Below are 22961 nucleotides of genomic sequence, written 5' to 3'. Positions count from 1 at the left end.
CACATGATGTCGATGCCAAGGAGCGTGAGCGGACGATGACCGCCAACGAGAAGGCCAAGGCAAAGGTCGAGCAAGCCACCGGCGCGGCTGCGGCAGCCGCCGGGCGCGCGGTGGGCAACGAAAGCCTCACCGCCAAGGGGCGCGCCCAGCAGATGAAGGGCGACGCACGCCAGGCCAAGGAAAAGACCAAGGACATCGGCAAGCACTGACACGATCTCGCATCACCATGTCGCTGGGGCGGCCCCTCTCTGTTGGGGGCCGCCCCAGCGGCCTGTGGGCGAGCCCGCCCCGCGCCAGGCGTCAGGTCAGCCGCCACAGGTGGTCCGCCGTGCCGTTGTCCTCGAACTGCACGACCTGTGCGCTGTCGGCCGTCGACATACCGTCCACCCCGAGGACCTTGCCGCTGTGCCGGTTGCGGAGCAGGAACCAGCCGTCCCCCTTGTCGACCTGTTGCCAGCGCAGATGATCGGCTCCGGTGTCGGTGTACTGAACGGCCCTTGCCGAGTCGGCCGTTGACGCCTCTTCGATGCCGAGCACCTTGCCGCTGTATCCGTTGCGCAGGGTGTACCAGCCCTCGCCTCGGTCGATGAGCTGCCACGCGTGGTCGCCGGTGCCGGAGTTGTCGAACTGGACCACGCGTCCGCCGGCGTCCAGGGACATGCCGTCGACCGCGAGGACCTTGCCGCTGTGCCGGTTCTCGACCCGGCGGTAGGGCGGCTCGGGCGTCCAGGGGCGGCCGTCGGGGGTCGCTGTGGGGAAGGCGGTGACACGCAGGCGTGCCGCGCCCATCGGGATGAGCGTCACTTCCTCTTGCGCGCCGGTGGCACGGGCCGGGCTTCGCTGGAGGGGTGCCACCACGTCCTCGTCGTCCGCGACCCACTCCTCCAGGCGCCGAGCGCGAGCTCGGATGCGTACCGGAACGTCCTCGTGCGTGAACGGGTCGCCGGTCAGGGGTCCGGGGTCGGCGGTGAAGGTCAGGCCGCCCGCCGGGTCGGGGGCGAGCGCGTAGTTCCACGGGGTGGTCGCGTGCACCGCTCGGTGCGGGAAGTCGTCCGTGCCCGCGTACCGCTCGTAGGACTCGCCGATGCGCAGGGAGTACGTCAGGGGGCCGCGGTCGACGCTCACCGCGCCGCTCTTCCAGGTGCGGACCGTCGTGCGCTGCGGCAGTCGCAGCGTGACGCGGTCACCCTTGCGCCAGGTCCGCTCGACCTCGGCGAAGGCCGGTCCGTCGTCCGGGGCACGCAACCGGTCGCCGTTGACGGAGAGTTGAGGGCCGTCGCACCAGCCGGGTATGCGCAGCCGTAGCGGGAAGCGCACCGGCTTGTCCATGTCCAGGGTGAGGGTGACGGTCTCCTTGAAGGGGTAGTCGGTGTCCTCGGTGATCGTGACGGAGGTGCCGTCGGCGACCTTCGCCGTGACCCGGCACGGCGCGTACATGGCCGCTGCGAGGCCGCGGTCCGGGGTCGCGAGCCACAACTCCTCGGTGAAGTACGGCCAGCCCATCCCGTAGTTGTGCGGACAGCAGCGGTACTGGTCGACGCCCGGCTGGAAGGCCTGCATCGCGAACCCGTTCTGGAACTGCCCCTGGGTCTTGCGGGTGTTGTCGAGGTCGACGCTGTTGGCGCTGGTGACGTAGTGGATGCCCGACCCGGCGGGGTCGGTCGCCGCGGGCAGCATGTTGAAGGCCAGCTCTTCGCACAGGTCCGCCCAGACCGGGTCGCCGGTGATGCGGGTGAGGAGTTCGTGGCTGGCCATGAACTCGACGGTGCCGCAGGTCTCGAAGCCCTGACGGGGGTCGCCGAAGCCGGGGCGCGCGTTCTCGTCGCCCGCGAAGCCGCCGCCGGGGAACTGGCCGTACGTCCCGAGCGCGGTCGCGTAGTTGCGGTAGGTCGCCCGGGTGTGGGCCTGCTTTCCGGAGCGCAGCGCGTACTGGGCGGGCTCGCGAAAGCCCTGCGCCACATTGACGTTGTGCCAGTCGGCGACGCCGCCCGCCCAGTCCACCCCATGGGTGTGCATCTTGTCGGCGAGGTCGAGCAGGAAGCTCTCCCGGGTGCGGTTGTAGAGCCAGAAGGCGACGTCGAGCCCGTCACCCCAACGCTTGGAGACCCAGCTGGAGTTGAAGGCGCCGGGTCCCTGGGCGTTCATGAAACGCATGAAGCGCAGCATGAACGGCTCGATCCGCTCGTCCCCGGTGAACTCCTCGTGCGAGCGCAGCACCTGGAGCAGCGGCAAGTAGGGCCAGAAGTCCGGGCCGCCGTTCAGCTGGGTGCGCAGCCTTCGCGGCCCGAAGAACCCGTCGGCTTCCTGAGTGGCGATGATCGCGTCGATCCACCGGCGGCTCTCCGCCAGGGCGGCGCGGTCGCCGGTGAGGGCGGCGAGGTCGACGTAGCCACGCAGCCAGTACGTCACTTCCTCCCACCCCGCCTTCTCCGGGTGCACCCAGCCGGAGTCGTCGTACGCGAGGAAGTGGGAGATCTCCGCGTACCGCCCGAACAGGCCGTTGAGCAGCAGGTCGAGCTGTACGCGCAGCCAGCCGCACGCGGTGACGCTGCCCACCGGCAGCTTCTGGAACGCGGTGGGCGCCAGGGGCGCGGCGTTCGGGCCGTACAGGCCGCCGCGCGCCGGGGTGTCCGCCCGCGCGGAGGTGCTGGTGACGGCGGCCGTGCCACCGGCCGCACCGAGGGTGATGGCGCCGGAGCGCAGGAGGAAGAGGCGTCGGCCGAACTGCGTCATGAATACCGTCCCGTCGTTGTCCATGTTCGCTGGTGACTGCCGTACAGGGAGATTTACAACGTTGGAAAACCGCGGCGTGCAAGACCTCGATCACGTGGGAGACAAGGGCAGTTGGAGCACAAGGGGGCCGCTGGCATCCCAGCACCGAGTGACGGCGTTGTCCAGAGGGAGGGATAGCCGAGCGCCAAAGAGGGCAGTGAGGGCCCGCGGGACCCGATGACGGGGGTACTCGACGACACCGGCGACATGGTGTCCGACACGAACTACACCGGCTGCGCGGTCGTGACCTCATGTCTCCGGATGCCACAGACCCGCGCGCCGCAGGGACTGTGAGCAGTGCCGGAATATCTCGTCTATCTCCACGACGACGGCCAGCAGGGGCCGCCGGTCCTTGACGGTCATCGAGTCGAAGAACGGGGCGTCCGTCAGGATCCTCGCCCGGCCGTTGATGCGCAGGATGTCATCACTGCCCGGCACCAGGTGGAGCAGGCCCACGTGGGGGTTCCCGAGGATGTTGCGGAAGCTGTCGCCGCGCCGGTTGCCGGGGCGGTCGGGCAGGGCGACGGTGTGCGCGTCCAGGGCGTGCACGAAGCCCGGTGCGTCGCCTCGCGGGGACGTGTCGCAGTTGCCTGCCGCGTCCGCGGTGGACAGGACACAGAACGAGGAGCGGGCCAGGATTCCCAGGTCGTCCTCGGTCAGTTCGTCATGGACCTTGTCGATGACGATCGGATGCGGTTCGCCGAGCAGCCGGGTCAGCTCGTCGCCCGAGCGGAGCTCTTGCCACGCGTGCGGCGCCGCGGCGCCACTGCCCGAGAGCGGAACGGTCGTGGGTGGCGCGGTGTCGGGCACGGGGCGTTCCTCGGGTCGGCGTGCAGGCGAACTGACTGGTGATCCAGTAAGTTAGGCTCACCTTACATGGGTGGACCCGAGCTCATTGATCGCGTCGAAGCAGGCGGAAATCCGCTGGAGTCTGCCTACGTTTGACGTATGGAAAATGTGTCGCGCGATGTCGACGGGCCGGAGAGCACGAACACGAACCCCCTGCGTAGGTTGTCGCTGGAACAACTGCGACGGCGTACGAGCATGAAGTGGCGGACGTATCCGCACGACGTACTGCCGCTGTGGGTGGCCGAGCTGGACGTCCCGCTGGCCGAGCCGGTCGCCGAGGCGATCACCGAGGCCGTGGCACTCGGCGACACCGGCTACCCCGCCGGAACGGCATACGCCGAGGCGCTGGCGGAGTTCTCCCGTAAGCGGTGGGGCTGGGACGGGCTCGCGGTCGAGCGTACGGCGATCGTGCCCGACGTGATGCTCGGCATCGTCGAGATGCTCAAGCTGGTCTCGTCGCCCGGCGATCCCGTCATCGTCAACTCCCCCGTGTATCCGCCCTTCTATCAGTTCGTGGGCCACCTGGACCGGCTCGTCGTCGAGTCGCCGCTCGGGCCGGACCTGCGCATCGACTTCGACGTCCTGGAGGAGGTGTTCCGGCGTGCGGCTCGGGGCGCCGCCCGGCCGGTGTACCTGCTGTGCAGCCCGCACAACCCGACCGGAACAGTGCACACCGCCGCCGAGTTGGCGCGGATCGCCCACCTGGCTCGCGAGCACGGGGTACGCGTCGTGGCGGACGAGATCCACTCCCCGATCGTGGCGTCTGGCGTGTCGTTCGTGCCCTTCCTGAGCGTGGCGGGTGCGGAGAACGGGCTGTCGCTGATGTCGGCGTCGAAGGCCTGGAACCTGGCCGGACTCAAGGCCGCCCTCGCCATCGCCGGTCCCGAGGCCGCCAGCGACCTCGCCCGCATGCCCGAAGAGGTCAGCCATGGCCCGAGCCACCTCGGGGTCATCGCCCATACGACGGCCCTGCGGGACGGCGGCGCATGGCTCGACGGGCTGCTCGACGGCCTTGACGACAACCGCCGACTGCTGGCCGCCCTCCTGTCCGAGCACCTGCCGGCCATTGGCTATACGCCGGCGGAGGGCACCTTCCTGGCCTGGCTGGACTGCCGGGGACTGGGGCTCGGCGGCGACCCGGCCGAGGTCTTCTTGCAGCGTGGCCGCGTCGCTCTGAACTCGGGCAGCACCTTCGGAACGGGCGGCGACGGTTTCGTCCGCCTCAACCTTGCCGCGTCGCCGGAGGTCGTCACCGAGGCGGTCCGGCGGATGGGGTTGGCGGTCACCTGACGGCGAGCGCCGAGGTGTTGTGTCTCCCTCCACCATGGCAACTCCCCCCAGGGCGCATGCTTTCCGCTCGGAACGCATGCTTTGCGAGGAGGACGCATGCTTTCCGAGGCGCCGACTACCTCATTTTCGAACGCGAGATCGACATGATGTGGAGGTGTGGGTCACTTTTCATTCCGTGTATTCGTCGGTGGACGCCAGAACGTAGCCTTCACTGCTCACACATGAGTTACTGCTGTTGCAGGTTGGGCAGCCAACATTCATGGGTGCATCAAGTGCGCCCCCCTTCAGGAGTGCTCAGTCGTGAGCACGACCCACCATCCGCACGACCGTGTGCGCTCACGAAAAGGTCAATGTCATGTCGGACGTTCAGCCGGAATCTGCCGGAGTTCAGGCCCAATACGCCGCACGCGTAACCGCCGATCTCGAGACCAACCGCAAGGAGCAGGAGCGCGTCGGGGCTCAGCTGACAGCGCTGCAGGAACAGTTGCGGACGCTGGAGAACGACCACGCGCTGTTGCTGAGCATGCAGCAGGCACTCGGCTCCTCCGGAGCACTGACGGCCACCGCGAAGAAGGCGTCGAGCCGCGCGTCAACCGGCAAGAAGGCAGTACCCGCTCCTCGGGCAAGTGCGAACAATTCCGGGGCGGCCCGAACGAAGAAGCCCACTGCCAACAAGGCCAAGGACACCAAGGAGAAGGCTGCCAAGGCAGCCAAGAGTGCTCCCAAGACCGGCAAGACCGGCGCGAAGAAGTCCGCCGATTCGGCGTCGGGGCCGACGCTGGTCGAGCTGATCGACAACCACCTCGCCCAGCAGGGCGAGCCGCGCTCGGCCGCCGAGATCACCAGCGCACTCGCCCAGGATCTGCCTGACCGCACCATCAAGACCACGGTCGTGCGCACCACCGTGGAGGGCCTGGTCGCCAGGGGCCGGGCGCAGCGCACCAAGCAGGGCTCCTCCGTCTTCTACACCGCGGCCGCACCGGCGGCCTCGGCGGCTTCGGCGGCCGCACCGCAGGCGGAGAGCGCCACCAGCTGAAGCGGCTCGCACCCACACGTACAGGTGCTTGCTTTGCGCTGCCCGCCCAGCCCGGTCGACCACGCGGGACCGGGCTGGCGGCAGGGCTGGTGGGGCCGGCGCAGCGGGTGAACGGCGCAGCGGGAGTGCGCGCCCCGGACCCGGGCGGGTGCGTACGGAGGGCGCCCCGCGGCTCGGTTTCCGCGTGCGGTGACCGTGGCCGCTCAGCGGCGGCCCCTTGCGCGCCGGACGAGATCGGTCGCCGCGTCCGGCCAGGTTCCGTGCTCGAAGGTGAAGCCCTCTTCGAGTAGTCGTCCGGGGATGACTCGGCGGCTCTTGAGGAGCAGTTCTGTGTCCGTGCGGAGCACGAAGGCACCCACCTCCGCCATCCATCTAGTGGCGGGGAGCCCCACCGGGACGCCTGCCGCGGCCCGCAGCCCGTGCATGAACGCGCGGTGTGGGAGTGGGCCGGGGGCGGCGAGGTTCACCGGGCCCGCGATGTCCTCGCGGGCGATCAGGAACTCCACCGCGCGCACGAAGTCCCGGTCGTGGATCCAGGACAGGTACTGAGCTCCGCCCGCGACCGGCCCGCCGAGACCGAGGCGGACCATCCGCAGCAGGACGTCGAAGACACCGCCGCGGTCGGGGCTCATCACCATGGCGGCGCGCAGAGCGATCTTGCGGGTGTGCGGGGTGGCGGCTGCCCGCTGTGCGTGTTCCCAGTTCTTGGCGATGCGGACGCTGTACTCCCAGTAGTCCGGAACTCCCGTCTCCGTACCGCCGATGACGCCGGTTGCCTCGTCATGGGGTGCGTCGATCCGGTGCGCGTAGATCGTGGCAGTGCTCATCTGCAGCCAGACCTGTGGCGGTTTCGCCGCGGCCGCGATGGCCTCGCCGACGGCCTCCGCGGACTGGACCCGTGAGTCCATCATGTCCCGGAGATTGGCATCGGTGTAACGGCAGCTCACGCTGCGGCCCGCCAGATTGATCACGACGTCGCTGCCGTCGATCTCCTCGACCCAGGGGCCCGACGTCCGCCCGTCCCACGCTACTTGCCGGGCACGTACGGGGCTCCTGGTCAGGACGACGACGTCATGCCCGGCGGCGGTCATCGAACGCTCCAGGACGGCTCCGACCTGCCCGGTGCCTCCTGCCAGGACTACCTTCATCTGGGACTCCCCCCTCGTGGACGCCACCGGCGTCGACTGCCCATTCTCAACGGTGGTCGCACCCGCCCCGCGATGAGTTCCCGCCGCGTCATGAGTCTCTCCGACAGACACTGGGGTCGAGCAGAGGAACAGCCGTGAACGATGATGTCTGGTCACTGGTCCACGCGGAGCGCGCGGCGCTGATCGAGGATCTCGCGCGTCTGGATGACGAGCAGTGGGAAGTCCCGTCGCTGTGCGAGGGATGGTCCGTGCATGATGTGGCGGCCCATCTGATCGACACGGCTCGCGCCACGCGCCTCGGCTTCGTCGGCGCCATGGTCCGGGCGCGTTTTGATTTCGACCGCCAGAACGCACGCGGGGTGGAGCGGCAGCGCGGTGCCTCGCCGCAGGAAACTTTGGAGCGGCTGCGTCAGGTGGCTTCGCGGAGGTCGTCACCGCCGGCGCCCCTCGATACGCGGCTCGTCGAGGAGGTCGTACACGGCGAGGACATTCGTCGCCCCCTGGGACTCACCCGCGCCTACCGGCCAGAGGCCGTGGTCAGGGCACTCCGCCTCCAGACTCGTACGTCGGTGTCCTTCGGCGGAGCCAAGGAGAGGGTGGCCGGGGTTCAACTGGCCCCGCGCGACGCTGATTTGCTGATCGGGGAGGGCCCGCCCGTGCGCGGAACCGCGCTGTCCCTGCTGTTGGCCGTCTCCGGGCGGCGGGGAGCGTTGGACGAGCTGGACGGGCCAGGGGCGGACAGGCTACGGGCGTCCGGCTGACGATCTGTCGGCCGACGGGACGGGCTTCAGTGTGTAGCCCCCGCCGGGGGCCCTACAAGACCGGCGGGCCCTGCTCCACGCGGCGCAGCACTGGGGTGAGGCGGTCGAGTCCTTCGCCGGTCTGGATCTGCCGTTCGTCCCACCAGGTGACGCCTGCCTCGGCCAACGGGCCGATCAGGTCACGGGCCTTGGCAGCGTCGTCGCCCGGCGACGCACCGCCGAGGACGATCTCGAAGGGGGTGTCGGAACTGCCCTCGCGCTGCTCCTTCACGTAGGTCACGAGGTCGTGGACCTGGTCGATCGGGGGCACGTATCCGTGCTTGGCGTCGGTGAACAGCGGGACCGCGCCGTCCCAACGTGCGGCCCGGCGCATGGGCGGACGGTTCGGCCAGAACCCGGCGACCCAGATCGGCGGCCGGGGGCGTTGCACCGTCGCCGGCAGCAGTGTCACGTCACGTGCCTGGTAGTGCCGTCCGTCGTGGTTTACCGGCTCGCCCGACCAATAGCGTTGCAGCAGGTCCAGGCCCTCGTCCAGCCGCTCGGCAAGCACCTTCGGGTCGGTGGTGTCGCCGAAGCTGCCGTACTCGTCCTCGATGGGACCGCCGAGACCCGCACCGAAGGTGACCCGCCCGCCGCTCAGGACGTCCAGGGTCGCCACCTGGCGGGCGAGCTGCTGCGGGCGCCGCCGGGCGACCGGCGTGACCAGCGTGCCCAGCCTGATCCGGGAGGTGGCGAGCGCGGCGGCGGTCAGCAGCATCCAGGGGTCCCCGAAGGGCCTGCCCGCGTGTTTGCGATGCTGCACGTGGTCCCAGACGAACAGCCCGTCCCACCCTGCCAGTTCCGCCGCCACGGCCAGCTTCGCCACGGTCCTGGGATCTGCGAAGTCACCGAAGTTCGGAATGTTCACCGAGAAACGCATCTCCGCATCCTGCTGCACCCCACGGGGGTCGGCAATCGCAGTACCTGACCCGAGAGCCGGGAGCCGGGAGCCGGGAGCCGGGAGGCTCAGGCGAAGCCCTCGGCGAAGGCGGCCGCGGGAAGCGGCGCCAGGGTGTCCTCCCAGGCGATACGGACCCCGAGCTCTCGCTCGAGGAACCCGAGGAAGGCCACGTCGGGCAACTCCTCACCCGTGTAGGTGAAACCGGGCATTTGCTCGTCCGTCGCGACGACTCCCGGGACCGGTTCCCGCGGTTCGTAGTCGGACAGTTCGCGGCCGTCGCGGGCATGGCCCACCCGCTGCATTCCCGCGCCGCTGCGGAACACCGTGTACACGCGCGTGCCGCGCGAGAGCGCTTCCAGGTGGTATCTCGAACGGGAGGTATGGCTCTCGATGGCGTAGGCCCAGCCGGGGACGGCCCCGGCCCGAACGATTGCCTCCGGCTGCGAGAGGAATCCGGCCTCGGTCAACTGGGCCACCAGCGCCTCGTCCTCCCAGTCGAGGAACTCCAGATCGCTCAGAGGGCCGTCCTCCGACCGCAACAGCAGCTCCGACCGCCGACTGCTCACGCCGCAAGGTAGCCCAGCGTCACCGATGGATGTCCGCCCCCGGCCCCAGTGGCAGGCCCAAGCCGTAGAAGAGGCCGAGGACCGCGAGCCAGGCGATCAGGAACGGGACCACGAACACCGAGAGTCGGGACAGGACCGTGCCCAGTTGTGCTCCGGGTTCGTAGCGGCGCAGGATCGTCAGCATCAGGAAGACGTACGGGTTGAGCGGCGTGATCATCTGGGTCGCGGAGTCGCCTATTCGGAACGCCGCCTGGGTGACCGCGGGTTCCATGCCGATGAGCATGAACGCCGGTACGAAGACCGGGGCGACCAGGGACCACAGGGCCGAGCCCGAGGTGACGAACAGGTTCAGGACGCAGACCAGGAGGACGAAGAGGACCAGGCCCGTGAAGCCTGTCAGGCCCGCGGATTCCAGGAGGTCTGCGCCGTTCACCGCGAGCAGGGTGCCGACGTTGGACCAGTCGAAGACTCCGATGACCTGGGATATCACCAGGATCAGCACGATGTACCCGGACATCCCGGTGATCGAATCGGCCATCATGCGGGGCGCGTCCTCGGCGTGCTTGAGCGTGCCGACGGTACGGCCGTAGACGACACCCGCGAGGACGAACGCGACGAACAGCAACGGCACGATGCCGTCGAGGACCGGCGACGGCACCAGCGCGCCGCCCTCGCCGCGCAGCGGGGAGCCCGGCAGCAGCCAGCAGGTGATGACGACAGCCGCGTAGAGGAGGACGGCGAGGCCTGAGCGCAGCAGGCCCGTGCGCTGCCGGGCTGTGACGGTGACGGTGACGACCGTCACTCCATCCGCCTCAGTCGGCTCGGTCCCGGAGTCGGCCGTCGTGTCCGGCCGTGGCAGCCGGGGTTCCAGGACGCGGGAGATCAGGAACCCGCCGATCAGGGCGAGCACGCAGCTCGCGGCGGCTGTGTAGAAGTAGTTGATGAGGATGTGCGTGGGGGCACTCCCGCCGCCCGGCACGACCGCGGCGGCCTGATGAGTGATGCCGGTGTAGAGCGCGTCGAGCGCGCCGATGGAGAAGCCCGCCGCGTAGCCCGCGCAGACGCAGGCGAAGCCGCCGATGAGGCCCGCGATCGGGTTGCGGCCCGCGTTCTTGAAGGCGAGTGCGGCCAGCGGCGGGATCACCAGGATCGCCACGTCGCTCATCAGGTGCGCCTGGCAGGAGACGAAGGCGACCAGGTAGGGCAGCAGTCGCCTCGGAGCCCGCGCGATGGACGCGCGTACGGCCGTCTCCAGCAGGCCCGTCTTCTCGGCCACGCCGACCGCGGCCATCATCAGCAGGACGGTGCCCAGCGAGGGGAATCCCGTGAAGTTCGGGATGAAGTTCTCGAGCAGCCAGCGCACACCCTCCCCGCTGAACAGCCCCTTCACCGCGAGTGTCTTGTCCTCGCCCGGCACCGTGACGGTGGTGTTGGTGGCCGCGAGGACCGTCGACACCGTGCCGATGATCAGGAACAGGCCGAGGAACAGCAGCACCGGATGCGGCAGCTTGTTGCCCGCGCGCTCGATGCCGTTCAGGACCTTGTCGAGTACGGAGTGCTGCGGTGGCCCGCCGCCGGCCGGCGTCTTCGCGGGGGTGGTCGACGTGCTCATCCGGCGGCTCCTTGCGATGGTGTGCCGCTCGCCGCGGAGGCGCCGCTCCCCGCGGGAGCGGTCCGCGCCAGGCCGAGCGTGTCCTTGCGTACGGCGCCGCGCTGGGCGACGAGCACGATGCGGGCCGGGTCGGCGAGCACCGAGATGTCCGCGAGCGGATCGCCGTCGCACATCACCAGGTCGCCGTGTTTGCCTGTTTCCAACGTGCCGATCTCCGCGGCGAGGCCGAGGAGTTCGGCGGCGCTGCGCGTGCCTGTCTCGATGGCCCGCTCCGGGGTCATGCCCAGGGAGACGAGATGGGAGAGCTCGCGCAGGTTGCGGCCGTGCGGCACCATCGCCGCGTCGGTGCCCATCGCGATGCGTACGCCGTCGGAGATGGCCGCGGCGATGTTCTCCCGGGTGATGCCGGACCAGCGGACCTTCTTCTCGTAGTGGAAGGGCTGCATGGTCGAACGGTCGATGCCGTCGAACACCGTCGACAGGGTCGGCACCACGAACGTGCCCTGCTCGCCTGCCAGTTCGCGCGCCTGGGCGGTGAGGCCGTAGCCGTGCTCGACGCTGCTCACGCCGCCGCGGATCGCGTTGATGATGCCCGCGGTGCCCTGGGCGTGGGCCGCCACGGGGCGGCCGCCGTGCCGGGCCACCTCGTCGACGACCGTGCGGATCTCCTCGACGGTCAGGCCCTCGTCGTCGGGCTGGTCGTAGGGGCTGCTCATGCCGCCGGTCGCACAGACCTTGATCACGTCCGCGCCGGAGCGGAGCAGGCGGCGCACCGCGACCCGTACCTCGTCCGGGGTGTCGGCTATCTCGCCCACCCCGGCGCTGGGGTCGAAGCCGCACTCCGAGCGGAAGTCGGCGTGGCCGCCGGTGTGGCTGAGGATGCGGACCGCGGTGTGCAGCCGGGGTCCTGTGGTGAGGCCCGCGGCGACCGCGTCCCGGTACCCGGCCTGCAGACCGCCCAGGTCGCGGGCGGTGGTGATCCCCGCCTCCAGGGTGATGCGCAGCCGCTCCGCGGTGCGGAACGTCTCCACGGTCGGGTCGCTCTCGTGGCGGCGGACCATCTGCCGGGGCGATTCGATGGCGAGATGGACATGGGTGTCGATGAAGCCCGGCAGGACCGTGCGCCCCGCCGCGTCCACGGTGCGGGTCCTTGCGGGCGCCTGCGGTGCCGTCGCGGCCGGTCCGGCGTATGCGATCGTGCCGTCCTCGTCGACGTCGATGACGGCGTCCTCGACAGGGGACGCGCCGGTGCCGTCGACCAGGCGGGCTCGGATGATGCGCAGAGAGGAGAACTGTTCGTGGCTCATGGCCGACGATCCTCGGTATCAGGAATCACGACTGTGTAAAATCGCCGGAATCTTTCATCAGAACGCCATCGACGCAGGATTCGGCACACCTCATGGACGCGCGCCTCACGGACACCCATACCGCCGACACAGGCCTCGTGGACTCGCAGCGAGCGCACACGCTGGACGAACTGGACCTGGCCATCGTGCACGCCCTCCAGATCCAGCCCCGGGTGTCCTGGGTACGGATGGGTGAGGTTCTGGAGGTCGACGCGGTGACGGTCGCCCGCCGCTGGGACCGCATGGTGCGCGCAGGCATGGCCTGGGTCGACGGCTACCTTTCACCCGGCCACGACGAGGGCGTCTACGCCCAGATCGAGATCGACATGGACGGGCGCCTGAGCGAGGACACCATCGGGCAGCTCGCCCGCGATCCCCATGTGCTGAGCCTCAAGCAGACCTCGGGCGGGCGTGATCTGCTCGCGATCGTCGGCGCCACCGATCTCGACGGCCTCGCCCGGCTCTCCGGCGACCGGGTGTCGCAGCTGCCCGGCGTGCGCGCCGTACGCAGCCACGTCATCACCGCGGCGCCCTTCGAGGGAGCTTCCTGGCGGCTGCGCAGTCTCACCCGGCAGCAGCGGAGCGCCCTGACCATGGAACGACCCGCGGTGCCCGACGAGCCACTGCGGCCTCTCGACCGCCGCATCGCGCTCGCGCTCGGCACCGACGGCCGTATGCCCCTGACGGAGCTGGCCCAGACCGTCGGCGCCTCCGCCGCGACCGTCCGGCGCCGGCTGCGCGTCCTGACCGGGACCGGGCGGCTCTCGTTGCGCTGCGCGCTGGCCAGGCCGCTGACGGGGTTCCCGGTATCGGTCGTCTACTTCGGTTCGGTGCCCGCCCAGCATCTCGACGAGACGGTGAGCGCGCTGCGTACCCTGCCCGGCCTGCGCATGTGCAGCATCACGGCGGGCGCGCACAATCTGGTGCTCGACATCTGGCTGCCGACCCTGTCCGAGGTCCACACCACCGAGGCGCTGCTCAACAGCCGCCTCGCGCACCTGGATCTGCGCATCACGGAGCGTGCCGTGGTGCTGCGCACGATCAAGCACGTGGGGCGGGTACTCGACCGCCGAGGGCACAGTCTGGGTTCCGCTCCGCTCAACTACTGGGACGCATAAGAGCCGATGCGCTCAGCCCGTGGCCGCTTGCCGCTTCCTCAGCGCCTCACCGAGAGCGGCGCGCACCGGGCTTGGCAGCGGCTCGCCCTCTGTCGTGGCGATCAACTCCTCCGCCACCGCGCGCAGTTTGGTGTTGGAGTGCTGCGACACCTCGACGAGGATCTCCCACGCCTCATCCGCGGTACACGGACCCAGTGTCATCAGCATGCCCCGCGCCTGGTCGATGCACGGGTGGGACTCCATGGCGCGATGCAGGTCGTTGACCTCGGTGCGCAGCGCCTTGATCTCGGCGAGCTCTTCCGCGCAATCGTTGTCGGGGGCCTGCGGCGCGGAGCCACAACGAGGGTTCAGGGCCGATGTGTTGGGAGAGTCCGGTGAGGAAGCCACCTGCTCTGCCTCTCGTCCGCTCGGGCTGCCTCTGTCGGGCCGGCAGAACCGCTGATGAGCCGAGCATCGCAGATTCCGCACATGCCTGGCCATAGTTTGCGGTTCTGTGCGTGCGGCAGCGCCGGTGGCTGTGTGTCCCAACCAACCGGCGCCTACGTCGCACAGCGCTGTGCTTACGCAGCGATCGGGTAGCCACCTGCATTGATCTCAAACGGACAGGTTCAGGTTCAGGGGTCAGCGCTGACGGACAGGGCGTACGACGATTTCGTTGACGTCTACATCGGCCGGCTGCGCCAGGGCGTACGAGACGGCACTCGCGATGGCCTCGGGCCCGATCGCGTGCGCCCGGTAGAGGGGTCCGCTCGCTGGCCGCCACCTCGCGCGCAACGCGCTGAGCCGCCACGCCCCCGCTCCCCCGCGCCCCCGTACGCACCAATTCGGAGGGAGTCCGCCGCAACAGCCCTCCTCCGGGCGGAGATGCACGCTAGCGTCGCGGCAACTCACTGTTCGGCGGGAGGGGCGGGGATGCGGCGCTCGGCTGAGCAATTCGCGCTGCTGCGACGGGTGGCTGACATGCAGCGCACCACCGATGGATGGGCGACGGCAGGGCCAGGCCTCGATGAACGCACCACGGCGCCCCTGGTGAGACTCGGGCTCGCCCGGGCGGCGCCCCGCGAGGAGCCGACGGAGCTGTCCTCGGCAGCGGGCCGACCGGTCGTGTGGGCGGTTCAGCTGACGGCCGACGGATGGGACGCGCTCCTCTACGCACAGGTGAGGGCCGCTCCGCTGCCCATCGGCGATCCGGCGCCCGGCCTGCAGCAAGTAGGCCTGCGCCTATCGGAGTTGGACGCCCTGAGACGGTTCGTCGAACTCCGCGGGCGACTGCACCACGAGCCCGCGTCGGGCCTGGAGTCGGTCGTGGACGCGGCCCGCTTCAACGCCGCGTCCAACCGGTGGGTCGTGTACGTGAGCGGTGAGCAGATGCAGTCGATGGCACGCGCGTTCTTCCTCGAACGACTCGCAGGCTCTGCAGCGCCCGCCAACCGGTTCTCCCGTGTCTACGGGGTGAGTTACACGCCCCCTCCTCCCACCAGCATCCCTGAGCCGGAGCGCGGCAAGCTCGGCTGACACCGGCCTGCTTCCTTCCAGCCCGTAAGGTGGCCGCTCGGACGACGGAGGAAGAGGGAGGCGGCATCCTATGGGCGGCGATGTTCTGCGCTGGAGCGACTACCGCAGCATGCCGTGGAAGAACGGTGGCGGCGTGACCCGGGAGGTCGCGTCGGGCGTCGTGCGAGCGCCTCTTGGCGCGGTGGAGCCGGTGGACGGCTTCGACTGGCGGGTGAGTATCGCGGACGTGGACGCGGGAGGAGCGTTTTCTTCCTTTCCCGGGATTGATCGCGTGATCACCCTGATCGAGGGCGAAGGCATGGTCTTGACCGTGGACGGGGTCCCGGAAGTGGTAAGCCCGTTGAGCCCGTTCGCCTTCTCCGGTGACGCTGAGACGGACTGTCGGCTCGAGGCCGGCGCGGTGCGCGACCTGAACGCGATGACCCGCAGGGGCCGCGCGAGCGCACAGGTGCGGGTCGTCACCGTCACCTCCGAAGCGGGGGTGCGGTGTGACGAGGGCGAGGTGCTGCTCATCATGGCTGCCACCGAGGGGATCACCGTGGGCGGCCCGGACGGACGGGAAACGGCGCTCGGCCGTCTCGACTGTGTGCGGCAGGAGGGCCCCGGGGTGCTGGCTCTACGGGGCGACGGCGCAGTGGCCGAAATCAGGATCACCGCGGCGAGCTGACAGTGAGCCGCAGGGTTTCGATGTCCCCCCATCCGCGTGCGTCGAGTCTTTCCCGTAATGCCAGTTCGGGGGCGGCGTGGACGAGCAGCCGCTGGGGTGGCTGTAGGTTCTTGGCGAGGGCCACGAGAATCTCCAGGGCACTGTTGGCCAGGTAGTGCACGCCCGTCAGGTCGACGATGATCTCTTGGGTGGCATCGCGCTGTGCGTTCAGGGCCATGGCCAGCGCGCCCTTGTGCGCGCCCAGGACCTCTCCGAACAGGCACACGCCGGCGGCGGCGGTGGAGGGCACGATGAGCAGCAGATCGTCGGCGAAGTAGCCACGCATGAGAAGTCCCGGGTGCCGTGCACCGTCGAGAAGGAGCGGAGCTCAGGGGAGGCAAAGCCCCGGAGGGAGCGGCGCGTCTTCGCGGTGCCAGGTGGCGGGGGCAGAGCCCCGCGGATACAGCCGCTGGCGGTGGGGGCCATACTCCGAGCCCGAGAGGTCGCCGGTACGCCGCTGCCGCGCTGACGGCAGACATTCGTTCCACGGACTAGGTCAACAGGCTACTCCTGTAGGGATCCTGACCGACAGGGCCACAACACGCCGTACGACTCAGGACGTGTTGTGGCCCTGCGGACAGGTCAGGTGCCCGCCGACACCGGGGAGTCGGCCTGGTCGCCCACGGAGTCCTGCGTCGCGGACTTCGGGATGGGCCGGTCGTGCCGCAGGGCGCTCCACACCTTGTGCGAGGCCTTCTTGAGCGGCAGAACCCGTCCCGAGTCCTGGGAGTCGTAGGTGACCGGCATCGTGACCATGTTGGTGCGGTCCGGGCTGATGCCCTTCAGCTCCTTGGCCAGACCGAGGAGCTTGTCCGCGGACGCCAGTTCGGAGTCCGCGCTGATGGTCTTGGTCGCGGTGTCCGCCAGGTCGTAGGACTTGGCGGGGCTGCCCAGCGGATCGACCGTCTCGGCGCGGTGGATCAGTGCCTTGATGAACGCCTGCTGGAGCTGGATGCGGCCCAGGTCGCTCCCGTCACCCACGCCGTGCCGGGTGCGGACGAGCTCCAGTGCCTGCTTGCCCTTGAGCGTGTGCTTGCCCTGGCTCAGGGCGAGACCGCTGTTGGGGTCGTGGATCGCCTTGCGGGTGGTGATGTCCACACCGCCGAGCTCGTCGATGAGCTTCTGGAATCCCTTGAAGTCCACTTCGAGGTAGTGGTCCATGCGGACGCCCGACATCTTCTCCACCGTCTTCGCGGTGCACGCCGGTCCACCCACCTGGTAGGACGAGTTGAACATGGCCTGCTGCGCGCCGTCCGCCGTACCTCCGTGCGGCTTCGCGCACTGGGGCCGCTCGACCATCGTGTCGCGCGGAATGCTGACGACCGAAGCCTTCTTGTGGGTCTTGTCGACGTGCAGGACCATCGCCGTGTCGGCGCGGGCACCACTGATGCCGCTGCCGAAGTGGCCGTGGGTTCCCGCTCGGGAGTCGGACCCGAGCAGGAGGATGTTCATCGAGCCGTCCTTCTGCTCGCTGGGCCGGTCCTTCCCGAGCGCGGCGTTCATGTCCGTGCCCTGGATGTTGCCGTTGAGGTGCTGCCATGCGTAGGCGGCACCTCCCCCGCCGATCAGGAACACTCCCAGCGCGCCCCACGCGACGTACCGCAGGGTCTTCTTCTTCGGCTTGCGCCGGGAGCCCCGTACCCGCGGGGGTCCGTAGCCGGGCACTGCGGGGCCTTCGGCCATGTGCGCCTGCTGCTCGTTACTGCTCTCGTGCGGCATGCGCTGCCCCTTCTCCTTCATTCTCTTTGACCGGCGGCTCAGCGGGCTGGACGACCGGCGTCTTCCTGGGCTGGTCGGCCCGTGGCTCAGTACGCGGAGTCGACGTTGTCGATCGAGCCGTACTTGTCGGCGGCGTAGTTGGCGGCCGCGGTGATGTTGGCGACCGGGTCGGTCAGGTTATTCGGCGTGCCCGACACGTGGTACGCGTCGAAGGTCGGCTGGATCACCTGGAGCAGGCCCTTGGAGGGGGTGCCGTTCTGCGCGTTCACGTCCCAGCCGTTCTGGGCGTTCGGGTCACCTGCGGACTCGCGCATGATGTTGCGGTGCAGGCCCTCGTAGGAACCGGGGATGCCCTTGGACTTCATGATGTCCAGGGACTCCTTGATCCAGCCGTCGAGGTTGTTCGGGTAGTTCTTCTCGGCCTTCGCGGCGGCCTGAGAGACGTTCTTGCTCGCAGCGGCCGGCTCGGCGGCGTGGGCCTGCGAGGGCACCAGCGTGAGGGCGGCGGCAGCTGCACCGGCGGTGGCGATACCGGCGACGGAGATCTTGCGCAGTCGGGTGGTGCGGCCGGGCTTGGTCTGCGTCTGAGTAATGGCCATGCGGGGGTAACTCTCCAATGCGAAGTCTGTTGAGGAGGGACTGGACCGGGGCCGGCGATTTCGCCCGATCGATCCCGTCTCTCCGGAACTTCAGCAAGGGTTAGCGGTGGCGGGAGCAGGACGCAATGATGTGACGTACTACCGCGGTACGCAGGACGCCCCTGGTCAGACGCCGCCCAAGGGGCCCACGGCCGCCCGTGCACGCGGCGAGGGGTCTACTACCGGCCATAGCATGTGACGTGGCTCCTATGGGTGGGCTCACAGCTGAAGCGGGGTTTGGCCGGTTCGCGGAGCGTCCTGTCGGAGCGGAAGCACCGGGTGAAATCCCGTGACCGCGGTGTCCCTGGAGGTGGCGGCGGTGCCCGTAGCGGCGGGCGCTGACCCAGGACTGCCGGTGGCTCCGGGGATGCGGTCAGGGCTGGGCGCGCGTGGGGCGGCTGACGAGCTGGCCGCCGCAGTTGGGGCAGACGTCCTGCATGGCCGCGGCGCACGGTTCGCAGAACGTGCACTCGTAGGAACAGATCCTGGCCGGTGCGTCCCACGGCAGGGCCGCGTTCTCGCAGCGCTCGCACCGTTCACGCATTTCCAACGCCATGACTGCTCCCCCGTACCTCGCTGACCGGTGTCTGCGAGGAAGAGTACGCAGGAAAGCCCTGCCGTGGTGGCGGATACGGACGTAGGGCCTCGGCGGACGGTCGGCTAGCGGGAAGCGCCGAGCCAGTCCTCGTATCGGGTGGAGGCCACGCGCGCGCCGGGCCCCGCGACGAGTACGTCACCCTCGACGGCCGCGAACATGCCCGCCGTCCCGTCCGTGACGACGGTGCGGGGGTCCTTGCGGGCCGACAGCGTCAGGCGGCCGAGCTCGTCGAGTGCGAAGACGTCGGGTCCTGCGATGTCGAGCGTGCCGTTGAGCGGTGCGGCGGTGGTGACGTCGGCGAGAGCCTGGACCACGTCGGCGGTCGCGATGGGCTGAACGGGCGTGGCGGGCAGCCGGACGGTCCGCTCGTCGGCGGTCCAGGCCATGACCGCGTCCATGAACTCGAAGAACTGCGTGGCGCGCACGATCGAGTACGCGGTGGGCCCCTGCCTCAGCAGGTCCTCCTGGAGGGTCTTGGCGCGGTAGTAGTCCAGCTGCGGCACCTGGTCGACGCCGACGATGGACAGGACGACCTGATGGCCGACGCCCGCGCGCTCCCCCGCCGCCAGCAGGTTCCCCACGGTGGTACGGAAGAAGTCCGGCGAGGCTTCGTCGAACGTAGGCGAGTTCGACACGTTGACGACCGTGTCCGCGCCCTTGAGCGCCTCGTCGAGGCCCGCGCCGGTGAGCAGGTCGACTCCGGTCGACAGGGACGAGGCGACTACGTCGTGCCCCGCGTCGCGGAGCCGGGAGACGAGCTGGGAACCGATCAGTCCGGTGCCGCCGATGACCGTGATGTTCATGATCGTGCCCTTCTGTGTACCGAGTGGCCAGGTCGGCTCTAACTCGGATATCCGATGTCCGAGATAATACTCGGATATCCTGTGTCCGAGTCAATCGGGAGGGTGCATGAAACTGTCCGGCGGCGTGGAGTGGGCGCTGCACTGCTGTGTGGTCCTGACCGCGGCAACCGAGCCGGTCCCGGCCGCGCGTCTCGCGCAGCTGCACGACGTCTCGCCCAGCTATCTGGCCAAGCAGATGCAGGCTCTGTCCCGGGCCGACCTGGTGAAGTCCGTTCAGGGCAAGACGGGCGGCTACGTCCTGACCAGGGCGGCCGGCGACATCACGGTCCTGGACGTGGTGCAGGCCGTCGACGGCGCGAGTCCGGCGTTCACGTGCACCGAGATCCGTCAGCGTGGGCCCTTCGGGACGCCGCCCGACGACTGCACCAAGCCGTGCCCGATCGCCCGCGCGATGACCGCGGCCGACGCCGCCTGGCGAGCGTCCCTTGCGGCGGTCTCCGTCGCCGACCTGGTGGGCTCGGTGGAACAGGACAGCGGGCCCCAGGCCCTGCCGGCCATCGGAACGTGGCTCGATGGGTCCAGCGGCCCCGGCGGCGCCGAGGGCGCCGACGGCGCGCACGGCTGACAGGCATACGGCCCGACGTAAATGCTCGCGCCCCCCGGCTTTCGCCGAGGAGCGCGAGCATTCGTTGCGTCCACGCCTAGAAGCGCGGGGCGGCCTTGCGGTTGGCCGCCCTGAGGCCGGCGATCGTGAGCGCCACGACCAGCAGCGCGGCCAGCGTCGCGGCCACCGCCGCCAGGGTCGGCAGCGGCGCCGGCACCCAGTCGGGCCGCAACACGTAGGCGAGCGTCCGGGAGTTGACCCGGTCGTCCACGAGGTGGCCGAGGGACAACCCGCCGGCGATCAAGGTGCTCACCACGGCCACGATCGGCGACCTGCTGAAGCAGAGCGCCGCGCCCGCCACGGCGCAGAGGGCAAAGACGCCGAGTGCGGTGAAGAGACCGACGGTGGACGCGTCCGACCAGTTCAGCGGGAGATGAGCCGCCGCACAGAGCAGGAGGAGTACGCCCGCCACACGGCGCAGCCACACCAGGGGGGTCTTGCTCTGCGCCTGTGTCGCCTCCGCGGCCTCGGAGGCGGAGGCGGGGGCGGTCGCGGGCTGGGCCGCCGCCGCGGCGGGCGGCGCGAGCGGCGCGGCCGGGACCACGACGTCGGGGTAGTCGGCTTCCTTGTGCTCGCGGAGGCTGCCGATCAACTGCATCAGATCCTCGACGGACCGGGTCGTACCGGCGGCGTGCACCGCCTCCGCGCCGCTGTGCGGATCGTACGGAGGGCGGGACAGCAGATGGACGAGTCGGCCCACCTCCGGAACGGGCCGTTCCTCGGCGGCATGCCGGATGGCCTCGTCCATGTGCTCGGCGGGGTGTTCCGGCGGGCCGAGCAGTTCCACCAGCCGGGTGACGTCCTCGACGGAGCGGGCGACGGCTGCCAGGCGGAGCACCGAGGCCGCGGTGGTCACGCCGCCAGGTGACTGCTCCAGGAGGGTGACGAGGTCGACGACATCGTCCAGCGGCCTGGACACCACGGCGACGCGTATGAGCTCTTCCACCGCGTCCTCGTCCGGGCCCGGCGGTGCCTGCGCCGAGGGTTCGTCGTCGGTGTCAGGCACCTCTGGCGGGGGCTCGTCGTCGGCGCCGTTCGCATCCCACTCCGGGGGAACGTCCTCGGTCTCGTGCTCGGCTTCCTGCGGCCATGGGGCGGGCTGGTGGGCGGGTGGGGCGCCGAGCTGCGCAGTACCCCAGTGAACCGACGTCGACAGCAGAGGTTCGCCGGTTCCGGAAGTGTCCCCCGCGGCAGAGAATGACTCAGCGGCCATTTTCGATTCTCCATTTCAGCGGGACGTCCTCGCCCCGCACGTGATCGTGTCTCCCGTTCTATGCACGCTTCTTTCGCCCCGCCACTGGAGAAACCACCCCGACGCCGCCACCGCCCCCTCCGGGGACCACCCCGGGCGTCGATTTCATCACCGTCCCCGAACTGTCGTGGCGCTACATCGAAGCGGCCTCGGACGTCGTGGGGATCGGGCAGAGCGTCGCTTGCGAGTGCCTCCAGTTCGACACGTGGAACCTGGAGGCCCGACTGTCCCTGCGGGCCCTGCAGCCGGACCCGTTCGAGGAATTCGCCGACCGCACAGCACCGGGCCAACGCCTTGAGGGACAGGTCACCAAGCTGATCCCGTTCGGCGCCTTCGTGCGGGCCGCCGACGGGGTCGAGGGGCTGGTCCACCTGAGCGAGTTCGCGCTGTCGCTACGACAAGCCTGAGCCCATGGCGAGCGGCGGGGCGGAGTTCACCGGGCGTGCGGCAGCCTGTCGTCTGCGGCTCACTGCTTGAGGTAGGGCTTGAGGAGGGTGTTCCAGGATTTGCTGAGCTTCTTGTACTCGTCCTCGCACTGCCCGGCTCGGGCCGACGGCAGGGCGCCGTCGGGGTTGTCGTCGCTCTCGACGAGGCCCTGGTAGGCGTCGGGGTTGGAGCCGTACAGCCAGCAGGTCCAGTTGTAGAGGCGCTGCGCGCTCAGGGAGTGTTCGTCGGAGTAGAGCTCGAGCATGTCCGATGCGGACTTGTTGAGCTCCTTCTCGGAGGCCATCCTGGCCCATGCGTAGATCGTCTCAGCCACGTATTTGTCGTGCGGTTGATCGCCGGTGGTGAGCAGGACGACCGCGAGTTGGTCGACTGCGTCCTCTTCCTTGCCGGTGACAGGCAGCTCGTACATGCTGATCAGCGCATGTCCCAGCTCGTGCAGAACGATGCCGTTGGTGAAGCCGACGATGTCATCGTCGACGTCCTTGGAGGTGGGCTTCTTCCCGTCGTCATCGGGCTTCTCGAAGAGCTTGCGGGTGGAGGCCTCGAACTCGTAGCAGTAGCGGATGTCCTGCCGCATCGCGCTCCAATAGGCGTTCGACTCATCGCAGTTCAAGCCCATCAAGGGCACATCGTGAGCCAGCGTCACGCGCGCGTTGGCCTGCGAGGCGACGTCGTCCAGGACGTGGTTCTTCTCGAGGAAGCCGCGGGACTTCTCCCCGGCCGGCGTCGTGCCAGGCTCGTAGACCGTGATGAGCTTCCCGTCGTTCTTCGTCGTCGGCCGGCCGGTCCCCGGGGGCTCCCCGGCCGACGCGGTGGCTGTGGCGGCCCGCGCTGCCGCCCTGGTCGAACCGGGGGCCTGGTCTGCGGTGCAGGCACTGAGTGCGAGCGCGCACGCGAGGGTGACGGCGGCGACCGTTGCGGCTGGCGGCTTCGCTGACGTGACCGTTGCGGTCGGCGGCTTCGCTGACATGGCCGTTGCGAGTGGCGGCTTCGCTGACATGGTGGGATCCGTTCTGCCATGGAGTACCCCCTGCCCCCGCTCCCTCAGCGTTGCCCCACCGCGCGCACCCGGCCATCCTCGTCGGCCACTCAGGTGAACGTCGCCCCCTTCCCTCGAACGGCGGCATCGGCCGGTGGTGCGGGGGCGCCCGCGCGACGGGGCGCGCACGGTGGTGCAGAGG

The 22961-nt window shown here is 69.6% G+C and carries 24 protein-coding genes and 1 pseudogene; 9 read left to right on the top strand and 16 right to left on the bottom strand.

The window, feature by feature from the left end; all coding sequences use genetic code 11:
• Window positions 1-35 precede the first annotated feature (35 nt).
• A complete protein-coding gene (locus ABXJ52_RS36015; protein ID WP_367048197.1) occupies window positions 36-209 on the top strand; it encodes a CsbD family protein in 174 nt (57 codons plus the stop codon).
• A gap of 91 nt (window positions 210-300) precedes the next feature.
• Here ABXJ52_RS36015 and ABXJ52_RS36010 read toward each other — a convergent pair whose 3' ends face one another.
• On the bottom strand, window positions 301-2733 hold the full coding sequence (locus tag ABXJ52_RS36010; protein ID WP_367048195.1) for an RICIN domain-containing protein: 2433 nt from the start codon (window positions 2731-2733) through the stop codon (window positions 301-303).
• A gap of 288 nt (window positions 2734-3021) precedes the next feature.
• Window positions 3022-3582 (bottom strand): MSMEG_1061 family FMN-dependent PPOX-type flavoprotein, encoded by a 561-nt coding sequence (locus ABXJ52_RS36005; RefSeq protein ID WP_367048193.1) that lies wholly within the window; start codon window positions 3580-3582, stop codon window positions 3022-3024.
• 138 nt (window positions 3583-3720) lie between these two features.
• On the opposite strand from ABXJ52_RS36005, the gene ABXJ52_RS36000 reads away from it, so the two are divergent.
• The gene (locus tag ABXJ52_RS36000) at window positions 3721-4911 is read left to right on the top strand and encodes a MalY/PatB family protein (protein ID WP_367048191.1); all 1191 of its coding nucleotides are present in this window, start codon (window positions 3721-3723) and stop codon (window positions 4909-4911) included.
• Window positions 4912-5266: 355 nt separating this feature from the next.
• The gene (locus tag ABXJ52_RS35995; protein WP_367048189.1) at window positions 5267-5947 is read left to right on the top strand and encodes a hypothetical protein; all 681 of its coding nucleotides are present in this window, start codon (window positions 5267-5269) and stop codon (window positions 5945-5947) included.
• 203 nt (window positions 5948-6150) lie between these two features.
• Here the strand turns inward: ABXJ52_RS35995 and ABXJ52_RS35990 are convergent, their stop codons facing one another.
• Window positions 6151-7095, bottom strand: a complete 945-nt coding sequence (locus ABXJ52_RS35990) for a TIGR01777 family oxidoreductase (RefSeq protein WP_367048187.1) — start codon at window positions 7093-7095, stop codon at window positions 6151-6153.
• Window positions 7096-7229: 134 nt separating this feature from the next.
• On the opposite strand from ABXJ52_RS35990, the gene ABXJ52_RS35985 reads away from it, so the two are divergent.
• Window positions 7230-7856 (top strand): maleylpyruvate isomerase family mycothiol-dependent enzyme, encoded by a 627-nt coding sequence (locus ABXJ52_RS35985; protein WP_367048185.1) that lies wholly within the window; start codon window positions 7230-7232, stop codon window positions 7854-7856.
• A gap of 52 nt (window positions 7857-7908) precedes the next feature.
• On the opposite strand, the gene ABXJ52_RS35980 is transcribed toward ABXJ52_RS35985, so the two are convergent.
• The 4 genes from ABXJ52_RS35980 to ABXJ52_RS35965 all read right to left on the bottom strand — a co-directional run bounded on the left by ABXJ52_RS35980 (window position 7909) and on the right by ABXJ52_RS35965 (window position 12281).
• Window positions 7909-8775 (bottom strand): LLM class flavin-dependent oxidoreductase, encoded by an 867-nt coding sequence (locus ABXJ52_RS35980; RefSeq protein ID WP_367048184.1) that lies wholly within the window; start codon window positions 8773-8775, stop codon window positions 7909-7911.
• Window positions 8776-8861: 86 nt separating this feature from the next.
• Window positions 8862-9362, bottom strand: a complete 501-nt coding sequence (locus tag ABXJ52_RS35975) for a hypothetical protein (RefSeq protein ID WP_367048182.1) — start codon at window positions 9360-9362, stop codon at window positions 8862-8864.
• Between the two features lie 19 nt (window positions 9363-9381).
• A complete protein-coding gene (locus ABXJ52_RS35970) occupies window positions 9382-10974 on the bottom strand; it encodes an AbgT family transporter (protein ID WP_367048181.1) in 1593 nt (530 codons plus the stop codon).
• Window positions 10971-12281, bottom strand: a complete 1311-nt coding sequence (locus ABXJ52_RS35965) for an amidohydrolase family protein (protein WP_367048179.1) — start codon at window positions 12279-12281, stop codon at window positions 10971-10973. Before ABXJ52_RS35965 ends, ABXJ52_RS35970 begins: the two co-directional genes overlap by 4 nt.
• 92 nt (window positions 12282-12373) lie before the next feature.
• Between ABXJ52_RS35965 and ABXJ52_RS35960 the strand changes: the two genes are divergently transcribed.
• Entirely contained in the window at window positions 12374-13438 is a 1065-nt protein-coding gene (locus ABXJ52_RS35960) for an AsnC family transcriptional regulator (protein WP_367048177.1), read from the top strand.
• Window positions 13439-13450: 12 nt separating this feature from the next.
• Here the strand turns inward: ABXJ52_RS35960 and ABXJ52_RS35955 are convergent, their stop codons facing one another.
• Window positions 13451-13825: an ANTAR domain-containing protein gene (locus ABXJ52_RS35955; RefSeq protein ID WP_367048176.1), complete on the bottom strand. Its 375-nt coding sequence runs from the start codon at window positions 13823-13825 to the stop codon at window positions 13451-13453.
• 234 nt (window positions 13826-14059) lie between these two features.
• A pseudogene (locus ABXJ52_RS35950) lies at window positions 14060-14176 on the bottom strand (oxidoreductase); the annotation flags it as partial.
• A 222-nt stretch (window positions 14177-14398) separates the two neighbouring features.
• On the opposite strand from ABXJ52_RS35950, the gene ABXJ52_RS35945 reads away from it, so the two are divergent.
• Together ABXJ52_RS35945 and ABXJ52_RS35940 are read left to right on the top strand one after the other, a co-directional pair.
• Window positions 14399-14953, top strand: a complete 555-nt coding sequence (locus ABXJ52_RS35945; RefSeq protein WP_367048174.1) for a DUF6417 family protein — start codon at window positions 14399-14401, stop codon at window positions 14951-14953.
• A gap of 70 nt (window positions 14954-15023) precedes the next feature.
• Complete coding sequence (locus ABXJ52_RS35940) at window positions 15024-15620, top strand: HutD family protein (protein ID WP_367048172.1); 597 nt, start codon at window positions 15024-15026, stop codon at window positions 15618-15620.
• On the opposite strand, the gene ABXJ52_RS35935 is transcribed toward ABXJ52_RS35940, so the two are convergent.
• The 5 genes from ABXJ52_RS35935 to ABXJ52_RS35915 form a co-directional block, all read right to left on the bottom strand.
• Window positions 15604-15945: an STAS domain-containing protein gene (locus ABXJ52_RS35935; protein ID WP_367048170.1), complete on the bottom strand. Its 342-nt coding sequence runs from the start codon at window positions 15943-15945 to the stop codon at window positions 15604-15606. The genes ABXJ52_RS35940 and ABXJ52_RS35935 overlap by 17 nt on opposite strands.
• Window positions 15946-16241: 296 nt before the next feature.
• The gene (locus ABXJ52_RS35930) at window positions 16242-17378 is read right to left on the bottom strand and encodes an LCP family protein (protein ID WP_367048168.1); all 1137 of its coding nucleotides are present in this window, start codon (window positions 17376-17378) and stop codon (window positions 16242-16244) included.
• Between the two features lie 86 nt (window positions 17379-17464).
• Window positions 17465-17977: a transglycosylase SLT domain-containing protein gene (locus ABXJ52_RS35925; protein WP_367048166.1), complete on the bottom strand. Its 513-nt coding sequence runs from the start codon at window positions 17975-17977 to the stop codon at window positions 17465-17467.
• A gap of 412 nt (window positions 17978-18389) precedes the next feature.
• Window positions 18390-18572, bottom strand: coding sequence for a DUF1272 domain-containing protein (locus tag ABXJ52_RS35920; RefSeq protein ID WP_367048164.1), 183 nt, complete (start codon window positions 18570-18572; stop codon window positions 18390-18392).
• A 104-nt stretch (window positions 18573-18676) separates the two neighbouring features.
• Complete coding sequence (locus ABXJ52_RS35915; RefSeq protein WP_367048162.1) at window positions 18677-19417, bottom strand: NAD(P)H-binding protein; 741 nt, start codon at window positions 19415-19417, stop codon at window positions 18677-18679.
• 106 nt (window positions 19418-19523) lie between these two features.
• On the opposite strand from ABXJ52_RS35915, the gene ABXJ52_RS35910 reads away from it, so the two are divergent.
• A complete protein-coding gene (locus ABXJ52_RS35910; protein WP_367048160.1) occupies window positions 19524-20042 on the top strand; it encodes an Rrf2 family transcriptional regulator in 519 nt (172 codons plus the stop codon).
• Window positions 20043-20118: 76 nt separating this feature from the next.
• On the opposite strand, the gene ABXJ52_RS35905 is transcribed toward ABXJ52_RS35910, so the two are convergent.
• Window positions 20119-21294, bottom strand: coding sequence for a hypothetical protein (locus ABXJ52_RS35905; protein WP_367048158.1), 1176 nt, complete (start codon window positions 21292-21294; stop codon window positions 20119-20121).
• A gap of 197 nt (window positions 21295-21491) precedes the next feature.
• On the opposite strand from ABXJ52_RS35905, the gene ABXJ52_RS35900 reads away from it, so the two are divergent.
• Window positions 21492-21740, top strand: coding sequence for a S1 RNA-binding domain-containing protein (locus ABXJ52_RS35900; RefSeq protein WP_367048156.1), 249 nt, complete (start codon window positions 21492-21494; stop codon window positions 21738-21740).
• Window positions 21741-21799: 59 nt separating this feature from the next.
• Here the strand turns inward: ABXJ52_RS35900 and ABXJ52_RS35895 are convergent, their stop codons facing one another.
• Window positions 21800-22750 carry a DUF4344 domain-containing metallopeptidase gene (locus ABXJ52_RS35895; RefSeq protein WP_367048154.1) on the bottom strand — a complete coding sequence of 317 codons (951 nt, stop codon included), beginning with the start codon at window positions 22748-22750 and terminating at the stop codon, window positions 21800-21802.
• Window positions 22751-22961: the final 211 nt, after the last annotated feature.

Origin of the sequence: Streptomyces sp. Je 1-332, assembly GCF_040730185.1 — a bacterium.
GTDB lineage: Bacteria > Actinomycetota > Actinomycetes > Streptomycetales > Streptomycetaceae > Streptomyces.
The sequence above is the reverse complement of the archived record's forward strand: the minus strand, read 5'-3'. Positions and strand labels throughout refer to the sequence as shown.